Below are 18,073 nucleotides of genomic sequence, written 5' to 3'. Positions count from 1 at the left end.
CTAAAATGACGATGAACGCTCTGCCGGCGGCGAAGCCGGCCAATCCCAATTTTTCGTCTGGTCCCTGCGCCAAGCGTCCCGGTTGGACGCTGGAGGCCTTGAGCGATGCTCCGCTCGGCCGCTCGCACCGCGCCAAGGTCGGCAAGACCAAGCTCAAGCTTGCGATCGACCTCACCCGTGACGTTCTTCAGATCCCTGCCGACTATCGCATCGGCATCGTCCCGGCGTCCGATACTGGCGCGGTCGAGATGGCGCTGTGGTCGCTGCTCGGCGCCCGTCCGGTCGACCTGCTCGCCTGGGAAAGCTTCGGCGAGGGCTGGGTGACGGATGTCGTCAAGCAGCTCAAGCTGAAGGATGCCCGCGTCCTCAAGGCCGGCTATGGCGATCTGCCGAACCTTGCCGAGGTGAATTTCGACCATGACGTGGTCTTCACCTGGAACGGCACCACCTCCGGCGTGCGTGTGCCGAATGGCGACTGGATCGCCGCCGACCGTCAGGGCCTGACCATTTGCGACGCGACCTCGGCCGCCTTCGCGCAGGAACTCGACTGGGCCAAGCTCGATGTCGTCACCTATTCCTGGCAGAAGGTGCTGGGCGGTGAGGCCGCGCATGGCATGCTCATTCTCTCGCCGCGTGCGGTCGAGCGTCTTCAGAGCTATGTGCCGGCCTGGCCGCTGCCGAAGATTTTCCGCCTGACGTCGGGCGGCAAGCTGATCGAAGGCATCTTTCAGGGCGAGACGATCAACACCCCGTCCATGCTCTGCGTCGAGGACTATGTCGACGCGCTGAACTGGGCCAAGTCGGTAGGCGGGCTCGAGGGCCTCGTTGCCCGCTCCAACGCCAATTTCAAGGTGCTGGCCGACTGGGTCGCGAAGACCGACTGGGTCGACTTCCTCGCCAAGGAGCCGGCGACGCGCTCCAACACCTCTGTCTGCCTCGTCGTGGCCGATCCTGAGGTGAAGGCGCTCCCCGCCGATGCGCAGGAGGCTTTCGCCAAGGCGCTCGCCGCCGCGCTGGAGAAGGCGGGTGTGGCCTATGACATCGGCGCGTATCGCGATGCACCCGCTGGCCTGCGCATTTGGGCCGGTGCGACCGTCGAGGCGTCCGATCTTGCGGCGCTGCTGCCCTGGCTCGATTGGGCCTATGCCGAAGCCAAGGTTGGCCTGAAAAAGGCCGCCTGATCCCTCATCGCGCGTTCCCGCCGCTGACGCGAGGGGACGGCGAAGGGACAGGGCGCGAGCCCGGCGGCGACACGGCTTTTCTCTCCCGGCCGTTCCGCCGTCGGCGACCGTCGCGCCATGCCCGACGAACGCTTCGTCGTCCTCTCCCGCCAGCGGCGGGTTGACCCTTTCCAGCCCGCTTGGCGGGCGACCTCATTCCATCGGATGGACCCCAACCATGGCTCCCCGCGTTCTCATTTCCGACGCCCTCTCCCCGGCCGCCGTGCAGATCTTCAAGGATCGCGGCATCGAGGTCGATTTCCAGCCGAACCTCGGCAAGGACAAGGACAAGCTCGCCGAGATCATTGGCGACTATGACGGCCTCGCGATCCGCTCCGCCAGCAAGGTGACCCCGAAGATCCTGGCCAATGCCAAGAAACTGAAGGTCGTCGGCCGCGCCGGCATCGGCGTCGACAATGTCGACATCCCGGCCGCCACGGCCAAGGGCGTGATCGTGATGAACACGCCGTTCGGCAACTCGATCACCACCGCCGAGCACGCCATCGCCATGATGTTCGCGCTGGCTCGCGAGATTCCCGCCGCCGATGCCTCGACCCAGGCCGGCAAGTGGGAAAAGAACCGCTTCATGGGCGTCGAGCTCACCGCCAAGACGCTCGGCATCATCGGCTGCGGCAATATCGGCTCCATCGTCGCCGACCGCGCTCTCGGCCTGAAGATGAAGGTTGTCGCCTATGATCCCTTCCTCTCGCCGGAGCGCGCGCTCGACATCGGCGTGGAGAAGGTGGAGCTCGACGATCTCCTTGCCCGCGCCGACGTCATCACCCTCCACACGCCTCTGACCGAGAAGACCAAGAACGTCCTCTCCGCCGAGGCGATCGCCAAGACCAAGAAGGGTGTGCGCATCGTCAACTGCGCCCGCGGTGGACTTGTCGACGAGGCGGCGCTGGCCGAGGCGCTGAAGTCCGGCCATGTCGCGGGCGCGGCCTTCGACGTGTTCATCACCGAGCCGGCGACCGAGAATCCGCTGTTCGGCCTGCCCAACGTCATCTGCACCCCGCACCTCGGCGCCTCGACCTCCGAAGCGCAGGAGAATGTGGCCCTGCAGGTTGCCGAGCAGATGAGCGATTACCTGCTGCGCGGCGCCATCTCCAACGCGGTGAACTTCCCCTCGATCACCGCCGAGGAAGCGCCCAAGCTCAAGCCCTTCATCGAACTCGCCGAGAAGCTCGGTTCCTTCGCCGGCCAGCTCACCGAGACCGATATCAAGACCATCCGCATCACCTATGATGGCGCGGTGGCGGGCCTCAAGATCAAGGCGCTGACTTCGGCCGCCGTGGCCGGTCTGCTGCGCCCGGCGCTTGCCGACATCAACGTCGTCTCCGCCCCGAGCGTCGCCAAAGAGCGCGGTATCGTCATCGAGGAGACCACGCGCGACGTCGCCGGGGACTATGAGAGCCTTGTCACGCTCACTGTGGTGACCGATGAGATGGAGCGTTCGATTGCCGGCACCGTGTTCGCCGATGGTCGCCCGCGCATCATCGACATCAAGGGCATCAAGGTGGACGCCGAATTCGCGCCGTCGATGCTCTATGTGACCAACGAGGATAAGCCGGGCTTCGTTGGCCGGTTCGCCAGCCTTCTGGGCGACGCGGGCATCAACATCGCCACCTTCGCCCTTGGTCGCGACCACCAGGGCGGCGATGCCATCGCGCTGGTCGAGGTGGACGGGCCGGTCCCGGCGGAACTACTCGCCAAGGTGCAGCAGCTTCCTTCCGTGAAGCAGGCCCGCCCGCTGCACTTCTGATCGCCATACCCATGAAAAAGCCCGCCGGGACGCCGTCCCGGCGGGCTTTGTTTTTTGGCGAGGTATCAGCCCGGGAAAGCGGCGCGGTGCAGCTTAGCGGCGGCCTTGGACAGCGCGACGATCTGCTCCCAATCGCCCAGATTCACCGCCTCGTTGGGGCAGACCCAGGAGCCGCCGACCGCAAGAATGTTCGGCTGCGACAGGTACTTGCCGACATTGTCCGGGCCGATGCCGCCGGTGGGGCAGAAGCGCAGATCCGGCAGCGGGCCGGCCAGCGACTTGATGAGATTGGCGCCGCCGACCGATTCGGCCGGGAACAGCTTCAGCACCGGGAAGCCCATGGCGTGCAGCGCCATTGCCTCGGTGGCGGTGGCGCAGCCGGGCATGACCGGCACGGGAGCTTCGGCCAGCGCCTCGGCGAGCGCGGGCGGGCAGCCGGGGCTGACGAGGAAGCGGGCGCCGGCGTCGATCGACTTCTGCACGAGATCGGGCCGCGTCACCGTGCCGGCGCCGACGATCGCGTCCGGCACCTCGGCGGCAATCGCGGCGATGGCTTCCAGCGCTACGGGCGTGCGCAGCGTCACCTCGATGAGCGGCAGGCCGCCCTCGACGAGCGCGCGGGCGAGCTTCACGCCGGCGGCAACGCTCGGCACCGTCACGACGGGCACGACAGGGGCGCGGGCGAGGAGGAAGCTGGGATCAGGAAGCGACATCGGACACCTTCAGGCTGTTTGCGCCCATCAAGACCGGCGGGCGCCGGCTTGTCGAGACCCTGCCACGCGAATTCTGCCGCATCTGCGAAGCGGCGGTGCACAAGACGCCCAGTGATGGAGTTTCGCCGGGCGGTGCGAGGCGGTAGCGTGAGTCATCTCCGGGCCGTTGCCGCAGCCGAGTCGTTCGCCATGTTCAATTTCGATTCCGCCTATCCCCGCGACCTCATCGGCTATGGCCGCAACCCGCCGGACCCGAAATGGCCGGGCGGCGCGCGCATCGCTGTCCAGTTCGTCATCAATTACGAAGAGGGCGGGGAGAACTGCATCCTGCATGGCGATGCCGCGTCCGAAGCCTTCCTGTCGGAGATCGTCGGTGCGCAACCCTGGCCGGGCAAGCGCCACATGAACATGGAGTCGATCTACGAGTATGGCGCCCGCGCCGGCTTCTGGCGGCTGTGGCGGCTGTTCACCGCGCGCAACCTTCCCGTCACCGTCTATGGCGTGGCCACGGCGCTGGCCCGCAACCCCGACGCGGTAGCGGCGATGAAGGAGGCCGACTGGGAGATCGCCAGCCACGGGCTCAAATGGATCGACTACCGAGACCATAGTTATGAGGCGGAGAAGGCGGATTTCGACGCGGCGATGGAAGTGCACACACGCGTGGTCGGGGAGCGCCCGCTCGGGTGGTACACCGGCCGCACATCGGAGCATTCACGCCGGATCGTGATGGAGGAGGGCGGCTTCCTCTATGATTCCGACATCTATTCCGACGATCTGCCGTTCTGGGTCGAGGGGCCGAAGGGGCCGCATCTGAGCATCCCCTACACACTCGATACCAACGACATGCGCTTCGCCATTCCCGCCGGCTTCAGCCATGGCGACCCGTTCTTTGCCTATCTCCGGGACAGCTTTGACGCGCTCTACGCCGAAGGAGCGGAGGCGCCGAAGATGCTCAGTGTCGGCCTCCACTGCCGGCTGGTCGGGCGACCCGGGCGTATCCTCGCCTTGCAGCGCTTTCTCGACCATATTGCCCGGCATGATCGGGTTTGGGTGCCACGCCGGATCGACATCGCCCGCCATTGGCATGAGCACCACACGCCCGCCCGCCATCCGCCGGAGTAGTCCCATGCGCCGTTTGAACGCCGTCCTCGCCGGCCTGCTGTTGGGCATCGGCACCGCGCAGGCGGCCGACCACATCGTGATCCCGATCCCCAAGGGCAGTTCGGTCATCACCACCAAGGTCACCTACACCTGCGACACGCTGAAGGCGCTGACGGCGACCTATATCAACGCCCCGCCCACCTCGCTCGCGACCGTCGCCTTCAAGGACGAGTTCGTGGTCATGGCCAATGTGCTGGCTGGCTCCGGCGCGCGCTATGCTGGCGACCGTTTCATCTGGTGGACCAAGGGCAATTCCGGCAGCCTCTATGATCTCACCAAGGGCGAGAACGCCCCGCCGATCGCCACCTGCACGCAGGATTGACGAAGCTTAGTCCCTCAGTCGGCTGCGGCCGGTCAGGTGGGGCAGGTGTCCCTGAAGGACATAGATCAGCAAGGCGGTCGACCAGCCGAACATGAGGATGCCGCTGCCTGCGGCCATGGGGCCGAGCAGGCGCGTGCGTGTGGCCTGCAGCACGTCGCCATAGCCAAGCGTCGTGTAGTTCACGAAGGCGGAGTAGTAGGCGTCGGCGGGATCGGCGACCAAGCCGAGGGCGGCATAGAGCATGCTCCACAAGCCGACCTCGAGGAGATGGGCCGTCAGCAGCACCACATTCGTGGCCAGCAGGGCCAGCGTCAGTCGCACATAAGGCGTGCCCCACAGCCGACTCTCGAAGGGTCGGACGACGGCAATCAGCAGGAAGGTCGCGCCCAGATGCACCAGCATGACGGCGATGTTCATGGCTATGCCGAGAAGGAGTTCACGGACCATGATGGGCGACGCTCCCCGAATCAGCCGTGGCTACCATGACGGGTACCCTTCATATTCGCTCCCTGCGCTCCGATGAAATCCAGATGGCGGTGGATTGGGCCGCCGCGGAAGGCTGGAACCCCGGCCTGTCGGACGCCGCCGGCTTCGGCTCCGTCGATCCCGAGGGCTTCCTCGTTGCAGAGCAGGACGGAGCGCCTGCGGCGGTCATCTCCGTGGTCAATTACGACGCGCGCTTCGCCTTTCTCGGCTTCTATATCGTGCGCCCTGAACTGCGCGGGCAGGGCATTGGCTGGGCCCTGTGGAAGGCGGGTCGCGCCCATGCGGGAGAGCGGACCATCGGTCTTGATGGCGTGCTGGCGCAGCAGGAGAACTACGCGTCGCAGGGATTTCGCTTCGCCTATCGCAACATCCGTTTCTCCGGGCGGGTGGTGGGCGGCGGCACCGGGGAGGGAACTGTCGATCTCGCGCAGGTGCCCTTTGCGAGCGTGGAGGCCAGCGATGCGGCGGTTTTTCCGGCGCCTCGCCCCGCCTTCCTGCGCGCCTGGCTTGCATCGCCCGGCCATATCGGGCGTGCCGTGCTGCGCGACGGCCGCCTGGCGGGCTGGGGCATGATCCGGCCGGCGCGGCAGGGCTTCAAGATCGGCCCTCTGATCGCCGACGATGCCGCAACCGCCGAGACGCTCTTCGGCGCGCTCGCTTCCGCTGTGGGGCCGGCGGACATCATCCTCGACGTGCCGGAGCCGAATTCCGCTGCGCTCACTCTTGCTCGTCGATATGGGCTGCAGCCGGTCTTCGAGACGGCGCGCATGTATACCGGGCTCATCCGCGAGGTGGCGCTGGATCGGCTCTTTGGCGTCACCAGCTTCGAGCTGGGCTAGGCTTGCGTCGGCAGGGGTTTGCGCGGGGCGAAGATGGTCGCGATGAACACGCCCGAGAGAACAAGCGCATAGCCCGCCGCATGGTAAAGGTGCGGCGTCTCACCCAGGAACAGGATCGCGAGCGCCGATCCGAATACCGGCATCAGGTGGAAGAACGGCGCCGCCCTATTCGGCCCCACGAGCTGGACGCCGCGGTTGAAGAACAGATAGGCCAGCACTGACGGGAAGATCGCCACATAGGCGATCACCGCCAGAGAGCGCAGATCGAAGATGATCGGCGCGCCGACGGCCCGCTCGGCGATGAAAAGCGGCGTGAGCAAGAGGGCACCGGGTCCAAGGGTGAAGCCGAGAAAGCCGAGCTGTGACATGGCCGGCCGGCGCGCCAGCATCGATGAATAGATGCCGTAGACCACCATGGCGGCGATCATCCACAGGTCGCCCCGGTTGAACTCTATGCGCAGGAGTACATCGGGGTCGCCGCGCGAGATGATGGTGAGCACGCCCATAAGGGAGAGCGCGATGCCACCGGCCTGCCCGGCCGACAGCCGGTCGCCATTCAGCACGAAGGACCAGAAGGCGATCAGCAGCGGTCCGATGGACTGGATCAACAGGGCGTTCAGCGCCGGCGTGAACTGCACGGCGTGATAGGCCATGGTGTTGAACAAGGTGATGCCGGTGAAGGCGAGCACCGCCAGCACCTTCCAGTGCCGGAGCGCCACTGGCCAGTCGTTGCGGATCGCCCGCCAGGCGAAGGGCAGCAGGATCAGGAAGGCGAGCACCCAGCGCAGCCAGGCGAGCGTCACTGGCGGCACATGCCCGGCGGCATGGCGACCAAGCACGATGTTTCCAGCCCAGAACAGCGAGACGAGCGAGAGCAGCAGATAGGGGGCGTCGAGCAGGCGACGGAACATGGCACGCCACAACCGAGGGACTGCTGGACTCTCTAGAGCATTTTCGCCGCTGATGAACCGTCAGGTCTGATGAATTTCGCTGATGCCCGACGCGAAGGCGCGCCGGATTCTGGCAAGCTTAGGCGACCTTGACCCGCGCCACGGTGCCCCAAGGGTCGGCGACGCTGAAGCCGTCGGCGCTCCGCTGCACTTCTGCCCCAGCATGGGCGAGCCGGTCGGCGGCCGCGTTGACTGCGTCGACGCTCGGCAGAACGATCTCGTAGTGAACAAGGCCCGTACTGCCGGCGGGCGCGGCGCTGCCGCCCCGGCTGTGCCAGATGTTGAGGCCGAGATGATGATGATAGCCACCGGCGCTCACGAACAGAGCGCCGGGATAACGGTCGGTGGTGAGGTCGAAGCCGAGCGTTTCCACATAGAAGCGACGGGCAGCTTCGAGGGCACCGACCTGGAGGTGAACATGGCCAATGCGGGTGCCGGCGGGCATCGGTGCCTCAACGGCCGCGTCGGCCGGCAATTCGGCGAGCACCGCGCGCATGTCCAGCGGATGCGTCGCCATCTCGATGGTCTTACCCTGCCAGCGCCATTCATTCGGCTGCCGGTCGCGGTAGATCTCAATGCCGTTGCCGTCCGGATCGTCGAGATAAAGGGCCTCGCTGACGAGATGATCGGAGGCGCCGATCTGGATCTGCTGGGCGATCAGCCGTCGCAGAACCACCGCGAGCGCCGGGCGATCCGGCACGAGGATGGCCACATGGAACAGGCCGGTGGTGCCGCGCGGCCTTACCGGAGCATCGGGCGCCACCTCGAGCTCGATCAGCGTCCGTTCGCCGGCGCCGAGCTGGATCAGGCCGTTCTCCTCACCGAGAACGCTCAGGCCCACCGTGCGGGTGTAGAATTCCACAGAGCGGGCCGCCTCGCGTACACGCAGGCGCACCGCGCCCAGGACCAGCTCGGAGGGGAGCGCCTGAGGCGCGGTGGTCGTGGCGGTGGGGGACATGGGGGGCTCGGCGATGTGGATGATGTGTGTATTGCTCGGCCCGGGGCGGGGGATTTGCAAGGGGTTGCGCTTGCGCTGATGCAATGATGGGCTGTCGCGCGCGCCGAAGGGGGGGCATGCGGCGTTTGTGCCGGGGGCGGGGCGGACATCTCCTTGCCTCCCCCGGCCTCATCCCTTAAGACGGGGCAGCCCCGGACGGACCGCTTCGCCGGGGTTTTGTCTGTGCGGGCACTGGCGCTTTTGCCGGCCCGCACCTCGCAATCAGGAGCGCGGCTCGTGGCGAATGTGGTCGTCGTCGGATCCCAATGGGGCGACGAGGGTAAGGGTAAGATCGTCGATTGGCTCAGTGAGCAGGCCGACGTCGTCGTCCGCTTCCAGGGCGGTCACAATGCGGGCCATACGCTGGTCGTCGGCAACAACACCTATAAGCTCTCCCTGCTGCCCTCCGGGCTGGTGCGCGGCGCGCGCCTGTCGGTGATCGGTAATGGTGTGGTGCTGGATCCGTGGGCGCTGGTGGACGAGATCGGCCGCATTACCGGCCAGGGCGTCACGGTCACGCCCGAGCGTCTGCGCGTTGCCGAGAATGTCGCGCTCATCCTGCCGCTGCACCGCGAGCTCGATGCCATCCGCGAGAATGCCGCGGCCTCCGGCACCAAGATCGGCACCACCAAGCGGGGCATCGGCCCGGCTTATGAGGACAAGGTGGGCCGCCGGGCGATCCGCCTGATGGACCTCGCCTATGAGGCGACGCTCGACGCCAAGATCGAGCGCCTGCTGGCGCATCACAACCCGCTGCGCCGCGGCCTCGGCATCGAGGAAGTCGATGCTGCCAAGCTGCGCGCCGAGCTGATCGAGATCGCCCCGAAGGTTCTGCCCTATATGGACCGCGTCTGGTCGCTGCTCGACGATGAGCGCCGCCATGGCTCGAAGATCCTGTTCGAGGGCGCGCAGGGCGCGCTGCTCGATGTCGATCACGGCACCTATCCCTTCGTGACCTCGTCCAACACGGTGGCGGCGCAGGCGGCGACCGGCTCCGGCCTCGGCCCGAACGCCATCGGCTATGTGCTGGGCATCACCAAGGCCTATACCACCCGCGTCGGCGAGGGCCCGTTCCCGTCGGAGCTGCATGACGAGATCGGCCGCAGGATCGGCGAGCGCGGGCGCGAATTCGGCACCGTCACCGGCCGTCCCCGCCGCTGCGGCTGGTTCGACGCGGCGATCGTGCGCCAGACCGTGCGCACCTCCGGCATCACCGGCATCGCGCTGACCAAGCTCGACGTGCTTGACGGTTTCGAGGAGCTGAAGGTGTGCGTGCGCTACCGCCTCAACGGGCAGGAGATCGATTATCTCCCGGCCGGGCAGGACGCGCAGGCCAATCTCGAGCCGGTCTATGAGACCATCGAGGGCTGGAGCGGTTCGACCGCTGGCGCCCGCTCCTGGGCCGATCTTCCGGCCGAGGCGGTGAAATATGTGCGCCGCATCGAGGAACTGATCGGCTGCCCTGTTGCGTTGCTGTCTACCAGCCCGCAGCGGGATGATACGATCCTGGTGCAGAATCCCTTCGAGTCGTGAACGCGAAGTGACATCGTAGCGTAATGGCCGATTACTATCCGCTCCTCGCGCGTGCCATTGGCGGCCTCCCGGATCGTTCCGAGGCGGGTCGCCGGACTGTCTATGATCGGGCGCGCCGGGCGCTGCTGGCGCAGCTGCGCAATGCTGATCCGCCGCTGCGTGATCAGGATATCGAGCGGGAGCAGCTCTCGCTCGAAGAGGCCATCCGGCGTCTGGAGCAGGATTATGCCGGAGCGGACGAGCCGGTGGCGGAGGCCGTGGTGCCGCCGGCGCCGGTTGCCGCTCCCGCTCCCGCCGCCGCCCCCGCACCAGCTGAGCCGGCACCGGTCGCGGCGCCCCGTGTGCCGCAGGCCGCGCGCGACGCCTTCTCGGCGCCCCGCCGTCCGGCAGCGCCGGCTCCCGAAAGCGACGATGACGAACTGACGGCCCTTGCCGCGGGTCGGGCCGGGCGCGATTCGTGGGCCGATGATCCGGCCCTCTCGGCGACGCAGGATTTTTCCGGTCTTCGGCCGGATGAGGAGGCGGGCGACGGCTTCAATGCCCGTCTCACCGGCGAGCGTCATGCTGCTGTCGAGGACGACACGCCGGCCAAGGGTGGGCGTGGTCGTCTCATCGCCCTTGCCGTCGCCGCCCTTCTGCTGATTGGCGCGGGCGTGGTCGGCTTCACGCAGCGCGATACCATCCTCGCCCTCGTCAATGGTGGCGGCGCCTCGGCGCCCGCGCCTGTGGCGGAGACCGACACGGCGGCGCCGTCCGGCCCCGAGGTCACGAAGTCCAACGATCGCATTGCCCAAGCGGCTCCGGACAGCACGCGCACCGCCCCGGCGGCGGCGCCCGTCGTCGCCCCGCAGGGCGCGGGCGTGGGCGTTGCCCAGCGCGCCGTGATGTTCGAGGAAAGCGCCGGCGGCGGCGAGCAGAGCCTGCAGCAATATGTCGGCAATGTCGTCTGGAGCACCGAGACGTTCCAGGGACAGAACGGTACGGGGCCGGATATCGGTATCCGCGCCGTGGTCACCATTCCCGATCGCAATGTAAAGGTGACCCTGCGGCTGCGCCGCAATCAGGATCCGGGCATTCCCGCCTCACACATCATCGAGGTGCAGTTCGAGCTGCCGCCGAATTTCGACCTCGGCAATGCCGGCACCGTGCCGGGCATGCGCGCCAAGGCCTCGGAAGGCGCGCAGGGCGTTCCGCTGATCGGCCTGCCGGTTCGCGTGGCGCCGGGCTTCTTCCTCATCGGCCTCTCGGCCATCGAGACCGACCGCCAGCGCAATCTTGGCCTGCTCATCACCCGCAACTTCCTCGATCTGCCGGTGGTGTTCGAGAACGGCCGGCGGGCGATTCTGGTGCTGGAAAAGGGCGTGCCGGGCGATCAGGCGTTCCGCGAGGCCTTCTCGAAGTGGGGCCTGCCGGTCCCCGCCGCGACGGCTAACTGAGCTAACCGCCTCTCTCATCGACCTTTAACGACATCGACATCATGCGCCTCGGTAGGGACATCGCCCTGCCTAGGCGTAGCCTTGCCATGCGTTCAGCGCAAAGCGGCTCCGTGGTATTAGGTATACCAGAAACATTCGACTTCGATTACGTTGCACTGCAATAGGATCGAGGATCGGAGCCGCACATGTTTGAGTCAGTCTTTCCCGTGCTGCCGCTGCTCATCGCGTGTCATGCCTGGATGACCATCATGCTCGTCCAAACCCTTGATAGCGAAGATGTTGCGGTGCTTGCGCCCGAGTGCTTCCCGGTCTGAGGCGGGCGGCGCCACGCGCCTGATGGCCGCGAGCGACCTAACACTTCGGACCCTGTCGACATGAAAAAACCCCGCGCCGGGCATCCGACGCGGGGTTTTCCGTCAGCTTATGTTGCGCTGCGTCAGGCGGCGACGCGCTTGTTCAGCACATCGACCAGCGTCTTGCCGAGGCGCGCCGGGGAGGGGGAGACCACGATGCCGGCCTCTTCCATCGCCGCGATCTTGTCCTCGGCGCCGCCCTTGCCACCGGAGATGATGGCGCCGGCATGGCCCATGCGGCGGCCGGGAGGGGCGGTGCGGCCGGCGATGAAGCCAACCATCGGCTTCTTGCGGCCGCGCTTGGCTTCGTCCTTGAGGAACTGCGCCGCTTCTTCCTCCGCCGAGCCGCCGATCTCGCCGATCATGATGATCGACTCGGTCGCGTCATCGGCCAGGAACAGCTCGAGCACGTCGATGAACTCGGTGCCCTTCACCGGGTCGCCGCCGATGCCGACCGCCGTGGTCTGGCCGAGGCCTTCCTGCGAGGTCTGGAACACGGCCTCATAGGTCAGCGTGCCGGAGCGCGAGACGACGCCGACATTGCCCTTCTTGAAGATGTTGGCCGGCATGATGCCGATTTTCGACTCGCCGGCGGTGACGATGCCGGGGCAGTTCGGGCCGACGAGGCGGGACTTGGAACCATCCAGCGCGCGGCGCACCTTCACCATGTCGAGCACCGGAATGCCCTCGGTGATGCAGACGATGAGCGGGATCTCGGCCGCGATGGCCTCGCAGATCGCATCAGCGGCGCCCGGCGGCGGCACATAGATGACCGACGCATCGGCACCGGTCTTCTCACGCGCTTCGGCGACGGTGTCGAACACCGGCAGGCCGAGATGGGTGGAGCCACCCTTGCCCGGCGAGGTGCCGCCGACGACCTTGGTGCCATAGGCCAGCGCCTGCTCGGAATGGAACGTGCCATTCTTGCCGGTGAAGCCCTGGGTGATCAGCTTGGTGTCTTTGTTGATGAGAATGGACATCAGGCGGCTCCCTGCACAGCCTTGACGATCTTCTGGGCGGCGTCGTCGAGGTCGTCCGCCGGGATCACGTTCAGTCCGCTGTCGCGGATGATCTGCTTGCCTTCCTCGACATTGGTGCCTTCGAGGCGCACCACCAGCGGCACGGACAGGCCGACCGCCTTGACCGCCGCGATCACGCCGCGCGCGATGACGTCGCACTTCATGATGCCGCCGAAGATGTTGACGAGGATGCCCTTCACCTTCGGGTCGGCGGTGATGATCTTGAACGCCGCCGTCACCTTCTCTTCCGTGGCGCCGCCGCCGACGTCGAGGAAGTTGGCCGGGCTCTCGCCATAGAGCTGGATGATGTCGAGCGTCGCCATGGCTAGGCCCGCGCCGTTCACCATGCAGCCGATCGTGCCGTCGAGCGCGATATAGGCGAGGTCGTACTTGGAGGCCTCGATTTCCTTGGCGTCTTCCTCGGTCTCGTCACGCAGCGCCATCACGTCCGGGTGGCGGTAGAGCGAGTTCGAATCGAAGGAGATCTTGGCGTCGAGGCACTTCAGCTTGCCGTCCTTGGTGACGACGAGCGGGTTGATCTCGAGCATCGCCATGTCCTTGCCGACAAAGGCGGCATAGAGCTTGGCGACGAGATCGCCGGCCTGCTTGGCGAGGTCGCCGGTGAGGCCAAGCGCCTGCGCCACGGTGCGGCCGTGATGGGGCATCACACCGGTGGCGGGGTCGATGGAGAAGGTGTGGATCTTCTCGGGAGTCGAGTGCGCGACTTCCTCAATGTCCATGCCGCCTTCGGTCGAGACGACGAAGGCAACGCGCGAGGTGGCGCGGTCGACGAGGGCGGAGAGGTAGAACTCCTTCTCGATCTCCGAACCTTCCTCGATATAGACGCGGTTCACCTGCTTGCCGGCCGCGCCGGTCTGCAGGGTCACGAGGGTCTTGCCGAGGATCTGCTTGGCGTTGGCCGCCGCGTCCGCCGCCGACTTGACGACGCGCACGCCGCCCTTCTCGCCGGCATCGGCCTCGACGAACTTGCCCTTGCCGCGGCCGCCCGCGTGAATCTGGCTCTTCACCACCCAGACCGGGCCGGGAATCTGCGTCGCCGCGGCATCCGCCTCGGCCGCGTTCAGAATGGCGACTCCGTTGGGCACCGGGACTCCGTATTCGCGGAGCACTCCCTTGGCCTGATACTCATGGATGTTCATTAGTCCCGCTCCTCCACAACCGCGCGGCCGGGAGCGCGCCGGGCGCTCCCGTCGATTGGCGTATCCTATTTCCCTATAGGCGCTGATGCGCCGAGACGCTACTGCACGAAAGTGTTGCTGAGCGTCCCGATGCCCTCGATCACGATGTCCACCGCGTTGGAGGGTTCTTTCATCGTTCCCACCCCGATCGACGTGCCGCAGCAGATGAGGTCGCCGGGGTTCAGCGTCATGTCGTGGGAGATCCGGCTCACCAGCTGGCGGGCCGAGAAGATCATGTCGCTGATCGGGTAGTTCTGGCGCTCCTGGCCGTTCAGCACGGTGCGCACGACGAGGCTGGACGGTTCGACACCGGTCGCCACGACCGGGCCGAAGGGGCCGAAACCGTCGAAGCTCTTGGCCCGCACCCACTGGGCGAAGGTCGCGTCCTTGTTGATGATGTCGGCCGCCGTGATGTCGTTCACGCAGGTGTAGCCGAAGATATGGTCGCCGGCTTCGTCCTCGGAGATGGCGGTCGCCGTCTTGCCGATGATGATGCCGAGCTCGCCCTCATAGACGATCTTGCCATCATAGGAGCCGGGCCGCTTCACCGTGGCGCCGGGGGTGGTGAGGCTGGAGCCGGCCTTGAGCAGATAGAGCGGATCCTGCGGCACCGGCGAATTCAGCTTGGCCGCCAGCGCGTGGAAATTGTTCCACAGCGCCAGGATCTTGGTCGGCTCGGTCGGCGCCAGCAGCGCGACCTCGGAGAGCGCGATGCGCTCCCCGGTCGGCTGGGCCCCGTTGAACATGTTGCCGGAGTGAACGGAGATGGTGTCGCCGTCGAGCGTGCCGAAACCGGTCACGCCCGCGCGGCTGTAACGAACCCAATGTGCCATCGTGCAGGAAACTCAGTTGTAGCAGCCGGCGATCTGCGCGCGCTGGCGAACCAGGGCGAGCACGATGTCGATGGTCGGGGTCGGGATGCCCGCGAGACGGCCCATTTCCTGGACCACGGTCACCAGCGCGTCGATCTCCATGGCGCGCGAGCGCTCGAGATCCTGCAGCATCGAGGTCTTGTGGGCACCGACGGCGCCCGCGCCATCAATGCGGCGCTCGACGCCGACGCGGAAGTTCACGCCGGACTGCACCGCGATCTCCTGCGCTTCCAGCATCATCGCCTTGGCGACAGCGCGGGTGCCGGGGTCGGAGGCGATCACGTCGAGGGTCGCGTGGGTCAGCGCGCTGATCGGGTTGAAGCAGAGATTGCCCCACAGCTTCAGCCACAGCTCGTCGCGGATGTTCGGCAGCACCGGGGCGCGCATGCCGCCGGCGGCGAAGGCCTCGGAGAGCTTGGTCGCGCGCTCGGTGATCTCGCCCGAGGGCTCGCCCAGCGGGAACTTGTCGCCATAGACGTGCTTGATCACGCCCGGCTCGACCACTTCCGTCGCCGGATAGACGATGCAGCCAATGGCGCGCTCGGGGCGCAGGCCGTTCCACTGCTTGCTGCCCGGATCGACGCTCTCGAGCGTCTTACCCTCGAGGTGGGCGCCATGCTTGTAATAGTACCAGTACGGCACGCCGTTGACGGCGGTGACGACGGCGGTGTCATTGCCCAGCAGCGGCTGCATGGCGTCAACGACGCCCGGCACCGAATGCGCCTTGAGGGCGACGATGACGTAATCCTGCGGGCCGAGATCGGCCGGGTTGTCGGAGCAGGGAATGTGCTCCACGCGCTCTTCGCCGTCGATGAGCAGCTTCAGGCCATTCTTCTTCATGGCCTCGAGGTGCGCGCCACGCGCCACCAGGCTGACATCGACGCCGGCACGCTTCAGCTGAACGCCGACATAGCCACCGATTGCGCCAGCACCATAGATGCAGACCTTCATTGGACTCCCTCCTGCGACCGTGCTGCCCCCGCGGCGCACGGCATCTTGTTTGGTATTTTGTATGCCATGATTAGGGAGGTTTGGACCCTAGTCAAGAGCGATGTGTTGGGCGTGATAATACGTCGCGCATGTTGTGCCGCTTCGCGGTCTTCGCGGGGCGTGTTTGCGACGCACACGATAGATTACGTCGCCGGGCGCCGGCTTGTCCACCGTGTAAAGGCCAGAACAATTGTCTTCCGTATGGCGCAAAAGACTACGTCAGGCACTCATCTCGACTGGCGGGACAGCAATGCTTACTGTTTTTGAAAATGGTTCGGGGGCGCATGCGCCCCCGAACTCCGGCTATGTCTGATTGGACGTGCCCGCCACTCACGCGTCGGGGGCGACCTGGTGGTTGGCCAGCAGCTCAAGCGCCTTGACGAGGGCCGAGTGGTCCCACGCCGCGCCGCCATTGGCCGCGCAGGCGCTGAACAGCTGCTGCGCCAGCGCCGTCGAGGGCAGCGACATCTGCATCTGCCGCGCGCCGTTCAGCGCCAGGTTCAGGTCCTTCTGGTGCAGCTCGATGCGGAAGCCCGGGTTGAAGGTGCGCTTGATCATGCGCTCGCCATGCACTTCCAGAATGCGCGAATTGGCGAAGCCGCCCATCAGCGCCTGGCGCACCTTGGCCGGGTCGGCGCCCGCCTTGGAGGCGAAGAGCAGCGCCTCGCCGACGGCGAGGATGTTCAGCGCGACGATGATCTGGTTCGCCACCTTGGTGGTCTGGCCGTCGCCATTGCCGCCGACCAGAGTGATGTTCTTGCCCATCTTCTCGAAGAGCGGCTTCACCGTCTCGAAGGCGCCCTCGGGGCCGCCGACCATGATGGTGAGCGAGGCGGCCTTGGCGCCGACCTCGCCGCCGGAGACCGGCGCGTCGAGATAGTCGCAGCCGAGCTCGTTGATCTTCTTGGCGAATTCCTTGGTCTCGACCGGAGCGATCGAGCTCATATCGACCACGATCTTGCCCGGCGTCAGCCCCGCCGCGATGCCGTTCTCGCCGAACAGCGCGGCCGCCACATGCGGGGTATCCGGCACCATGGTGATGATGATGTCGGCGTTCTTCGCCACCTCGGTGGCGGTCGCGGCGGCAATGCCGCCCTTGCCCGTCAGCTCGGCCGGAACCGGCTTGATGTCGTAGAGATACAGCTCATGGCCCGCATCGATCAGGTGGCCCGCCATCGGCGCGCCCATGATGCCGAGACCGACAAATCCAACCTTCGCCATCTCAGATGTCCTCGTTTCCTAGACTATGTTGTTGACCGCGCCGCTCACGCCGTCGGGGCGAGAGCCTTGATCCAGCCGAGGCCGGCGGCGGTGTCGCCCTTCGGCTTGTACTCGCACCCGACCCATCCGGCGTAGCCGATGGCGTCGAGGTGGCGGAACAGGAATGCGTAATTGATCTCGCCCGTGCCCGGCTCGAAGCGGCCCGGATTGTCGGCGAGTTGGATATGCGCGATCTGCGGTAGGTTCGCCTCGATGGTGCGGGCGAGATCGCCCTCCATGATCTGCATGTGATAGATGTCGTACTGGATGAACAGGTTGTCCGAGCCAACTTCTTCGATGATCGCCTTCGCCTGCTTCGTGTAGTTCAGGAAGAAGCCGGGAATGTCGCGCGTGTTGATCGGCTCGATCAGCAGCTTCAGGCCGGCTTCCTTGATCTTCGGCGCAGCGAACTTCAGGTTCTCCACGAAGGTCTTGTGCAGGACATCCCGCTCGACGCCCGCCGGGGCGATGCCGGCGAGGATGTTGACCTGCGGCGACCCCAAGGCGGTCGCATAGGTGATCGCCTTGTCGACACCCGCGCGGAACTCGTCCACCCGGTCCGGCAGAATGGCAATGCCGCGCTCGCCGGCGCCCCAATTGCCGGCCGGCAGGTTGTGCAGCACCTGCTGCAGGCCATTGGCCTTCAGCTTGGCGACCAGTTCCTCGACCGGGAAGTCATAGGGGAAGAGGTACTCGACGCCGGTGAAGCCGGCGGCGGCGGCCTTCTCGAACCGGTCGAGGAAGGGCACCTCGTTGAAGAGCATGGTGAGATTGGCGGCAAAACGGGGCATGAACCGCTCCTGGGCAGGGATCACGAAAACGGGGCTGATGGCCGGGCGGACCGGCTGACACAGCTATGGACGCAGCCTGCAGCGTTTGCATGAAACCGCGTCCGCGGGAAAGCCAGACGACGACGGCGCCCCTCCCGCACCGCCCTGTGGGGGGAGGGGAGGGAGGG

General features: G+C 66.3%; 18 protein-coding genes. 8 read left to right on the top strand and 10 right to left on the bottom strand.

What is annotated here, in order from left to right; translation table 11 throughout:
• Window positions 1–5: 5 nt before the first annotated feature.
• The gene (locus tag AncyloWKF20_RS12635; protein WP_279314400.1) at window positions 6–1,181 is read left to right on the top strand and encodes a phosphoserine transaminase; all 1,176 of its coding nucleotides are present in this window, start codon (window positions 6–8) and stop codon (window positions 1,179–1,181) included.
• 217 nt (window positions 1,182–1,398) lie between these two features.
• Window positions 1,399–2,985 (top strand): phosphoglycerate dehydrogenase, encoded by a 1,587-nt coding sequence (gene serA, locus AncyloWKF20_RS12630; protein ID WP_267585087.1) that lies wholly within the window; start codon window positions 1,399–1,401, stop codon window positions 2,983–2,985.
• Window positions 2,986–3,050: 65 nt separating this feature from the next.
• Here serA and eda read toward each other — a convergent pair whose 3' ends face one another.
• A complete protein-coding gene (eda, locus tag AncyloWKF20_RS12625) occupies window positions 3,051–3,698 on the bottom strand; it encodes a bifunctional 4-hydroxy-2-oxoglutarate aldolase/2-dehydro-3-deoxy-phosphogluconate aldolase (protein ID WP_267585088.1) in 648 nt (215 codons plus the stop codon).
• A 189-nt stretch (window positions 3,699–3,887) separates the two neighbouring features.
• On the opposite strand from eda, the gene puuE reads away from it, so the two are divergent.
• Window positions 3,888–4,820, top strand: a complete 933-nt coding sequence (gene puuE / locus AncyloWKF20_RS12620) for an allantoinase PuuE (protein ID WP_279314399.1) — start codon at window positions 3,888–3,890, stop codon at window positions 4,818–4,820.
• A gap of 4 nt (window positions 4,821–4,824) precedes the next feature.
• A complete protein-coding gene (locus AncyloWKF20_RS12615; protein ID WP_279314398.1) occupies window positions 4,825–5,181 on the top strand; it encodes an MliC family protein in 357 nt (118 codons plus the stop codon).
• Window positions 5,182–5,187: 6 nt separating this feature from the next.
• Here the strand turns inward: AncyloWKF20_RS12615 and AncyloWKF20_RS12610 are convergent, their stop codons facing one another.
• Window positions 5,188–5,628: an ion channel gene (locus tag AncyloWKF20_RS12610; protein ID WP_279314397.1), complete on the bottom strand. Its 441-nt coding sequence runs from the start codon at window positions 5,626–5,628 to the stop codon at window positions 5,188–5,190.
• Window positions 5,629–5,663: 35 nt separating this feature from the next.
• Here AncyloWKF20_RS12610 and AncyloWKF20_RS12605 point away from each other — a divergent pair, with 35 nt between their 5' ends.
• Window positions 5,664–6,506, top strand: a complete 843-nt coding sequence (locus AncyloWKF20_RS12605; protein ID WP_279314396.1) for a GNAT family N-acetyltransferase — start codon at window positions 5,664–5,666, stop codon at window positions 6,504–6,506.
• On the opposite strand, the gene AncyloWKF20_RS12600 is transcribed toward AncyloWKF20_RS12605, so the two are convergent.
• Both AncyloWKF20_RS12600 and AncyloWKF20_RS12595 read right to left on the bottom strand, forming a co-directional pair.
• Window positions 6,503–7,417, bottom strand: coding sequence for a DMT family transporter (locus tag AncyloWKF20_RS12600; protein ID WP_279314395.1), 915 nt, complete (start codon window positions 7,415–7,417; stop codon window positions 6,503–6,505). The two genes, AncyloWKF20_RS12605 and AncyloWKF20_RS12600, sit on opposite strands and share 4 nt — an antisense overlap.
• A 118-nt stretch (window positions 7,418–7,535) precedes the next feature.
• Window positions 7,536–8,414 (bottom strand): VOC family protein, encoded by an 879-nt coding sequence (locus AncyloWKF20_RS12595; protein WP_279314394.1) that lies wholly within the window; start codon window positions 8,412–8,414, stop codon window positions 7,536–7,538.
• Between the two features lie 276 nt (window positions 8,415–8,690).
• Between AncyloWKF20_RS12595 and AncyloWKF20_RS12590 the strand changes: the two genes are divergently transcribed.
• The 3 genes from AncyloWKF20_RS12590 (at window position 8,691) to AncyloWKF20_RS12580 (ending at window position 11,736) form a co-directional block, all read left to right on the top strand.
• Window positions 8,691–9,986, top strand: coding sequence for an adenylosuccinate synthase (locus tag AncyloWKF20_RS12590; protein ID WP_279314393.1), 1,296 nt, complete (start codon window positions 8,691–8,693; stop codon window positions 9,984–9,986).
• A gap of 23 nt (window positions 9,987–10,009) precedes the next feature.
• Window positions 10,010–11,422, top strand: coding sequence for a hypothetical protein (locus AncyloWKF20_RS12585; protein ID WP_279314392.1), 1,413 nt, complete (start codon window positions 10,010–10,012; stop codon window positions 11,420–11,422).
• 185 nt (window positions 11,423–11,607) lie between these two features.
• Entirely contained in the window at window positions 11,608–11,736 is a 129-nt protein-coding gene (locus AncyloWKF20_RS12580) for a hypothetical protein (RefSeq protein WP_267585097.1), read from the top strand.
• 122 nt (window positions 11,737–11,858) lie between these two features.
• Here AncyloWKF20_RS12580 and sucD read toward each other — a convergent pair whose 3' ends face one another.
• The 6 genes from sucD to hyi all read right to left on the bottom strand — a co-directional run bounded on the left by sucD (window position 11,859) and on the right by hyi (window position 17,906).
• The gene (sucD, locus tag AncyloWKF20_RS12575; protein WP_279314391.1) at window positions 11,859–12,755 is read right to left on the bottom strand and encodes a succinate--CoA ligase subunit alpha; all 897 of its coding nucleotides are present in this window, start codon (window positions 12,753–12,755) and stop codon (window positions 11,859–11,861) included.
• A complete protein-coding gene (sucC, locus tag AncyloWKF20_RS12570; protein WP_279314390.1) occupies window positions 12,755–13,954 on the bottom strand; it encodes an ADP-forming succinate--CoA ligase subunit beta in 1,200 nt (399 codons plus the stop codon). Before sucC ends, sucD begins: the two co-directional genes overlap by 1 nt.
• 98 nt (window positions 13,955–14,052) lie before the next feature.
• Window positions 14,053–14,826, bottom strand: a complete 774-nt coding sequence (locus tag AncyloWKF20_RS12565; protein WP_279314389.1) for a fumarylacetoacetate hydrolase family protein — start codon at window positions 14,824–14,826, stop codon at window positions 14,053–14,055.
• Window positions 14,827–14,838: 12 nt separating this feature from the next.
• Window positions 14,839–15,816 carry a 2-dehydropantoate 2-reductase gene (locus AncyloWKF20_RS12560; RefSeq protein ID WP_279314388.1) on the bottom strand — a complete coding sequence of 326 codons (978 nt, stop codon included), beginning with the start codon at window positions 15,814–15,816 and terminating at the stop codon, window positions 14,839–14,841.
• 369 nt (window positions 15,817–16,185) lie between these two features.
• Window positions 16,186–17,076 carry a 2-hydroxy-3-oxopropionate reductase gene (gene glxR, locus AncyloWKF20_RS12555; RefSeq protein WP_279314387.1) on the bottom strand — a complete coding sequence of 297 codons (891 nt, stop codon included), beginning with the start codon at window positions 17,074–17,076 and terminating at the stop codon, window positions 16,186–16,188.
• 44 nt (window positions 17,077–17,120) lie between these two features.
• Window positions 17,121–17,906, bottom strand: a complete 786-nt coding sequence (gene hyi, locus AncyloWKF20_RS12550) for a hydroxypyruvate isomerase (protein ID WP_279314386.1) — start codon at window positions 17,904–17,906, stop codon at window positions 17,121–17,123.
• Between the last annotated feature and the right edge of the window lie 167 nt (window positions 17,907–18,073).

This window comes from Ancylobacter sp. WKF20, from assembly GCF_029760895.1.
In the GTDB taxonomy this organism is placed as follows: domain Bacteria; phylum Pseudomonadota; class Alphaproteobacteria; order Rhizobiales; family Xanthobacteraceae; genus Ancylobacter.
This window is presented reverse-complemented; position numbering and strand designations above follow the sequence as displayed.

Coding starts and splice junctions, on each gene's coding strand:
- AncyloWKF20_RS12635 (WP_279314400.1), top strand. CDS start 6: ATGACGATGAACGCTCTGCCGGCGGCGAAGCCGGCCAATCCCAATTTT.
- serA (WP_267585087.1), top strand. CDS start 1,399: ATGGCTCCCCGCGTTCTCATTTCCGACGCCCTCTCCCCGGCCGCCGTG.
- eda (WP_267585088.1), bottom strand. CDS start 3,698: ATGTCGCTTCCTGATCCCAGCTTCCTCCTCGCCCGCGCCCCTGTCGTG.
- puuE (WP_279314399.1), top strand. CDS start 3,888: ATGTTCAATTTCGATTCCGCCTATCCCCGCGACCTCATCGGCTATGGC.
- AncyloWKF20_RS12615 (WP_279314398.1), top strand. CDS start 4,825: ATGCGCCGTTTGAACGCCGTCCTCGCCGGCCTGCTGTTGGGCATCGGC.
- AncyloWKF20_RS12610 (WP_279314397.1), bottom strand. CDS start 5,628: ATGGTCCGTGAACTCCTTCTCGGCATAGCCATGAACATCGCCGTCATG.
- AncyloWKF20_RS12605 (WP_279314396.1), top strand. CDS start 5,664: ATGACGGGTACCCTTCATATTCGCTCCCTGCGCTCCGATGAAATCCAG.
- AncyloWKF20_RS12600 (WP_279314395.1), bottom strand. CDS start 7,417: ATGTTCCGTCGCCTGCTCGACGCCCCCTATCTGCTGCTCTCGCTCGTC.
- AncyloWKF20_RS12595 (WP_279314394.1), bottom strand. CDS start 8,414: ATGTCCCCCACCGCCACGACCACCGCGCCTCAGGCGCTCCCCTCCGAG.
- AncyloWKF20_RS12585 (WP_279314392.1), top strand. CDS start 10,010: ATGGCCGATTACTATCCGCTCCTCGCGCGTGCCATTGGCGGCCTCCCG.
- AncyloWKF20_RS12580 (WP_267585097.1), top strand. CDS start 11,608: ATGTTTGAGTCAGTCTTTCCCGTGCTGCCGCTGCTCATCGCGTGTCAT.
- sucD (WP_279314391.1), bottom strand. CDS start 12,755: ATGTCCATTCTCATCAACAAAGACACCAAGCTGATCACCCAGGGCTTC.
- sucC (WP_279314390.1), bottom strand. CDS start 13,954: ATGAACATCCATGAGTATCAGGCCAAGGGAGTGCTCCGCGAATACGGA.
- AncyloWKF20_RS12565 (WP_279314389.1), bottom strand. CDS start 14,826: ATGGCACATTGGGTTCGTTACAGCCGCGCGGGCGTGACCGGTTTCGGC.
- AncyloWKF20_RS12560 (WP_279314388.1), bottom strand. CDS start 15,816: ATGAAGGTCTGCATCTATGGTGCTGGCGCAATCGGTGGCTATGTCGGC.
- glxR (WP_279314387.1), bottom strand. CDS start 17,076: ATGGCGAAGGTTGGATTTGTCGGTCTCGGCATCATGGGCGCGCCGATG.
- hyi (WP_279314386.1), bottom strand. CDS start 17,906: ATGCCCCGTTTTGCCGCCAATCTCACCATGCTCTTCAACGAGGTGCCC.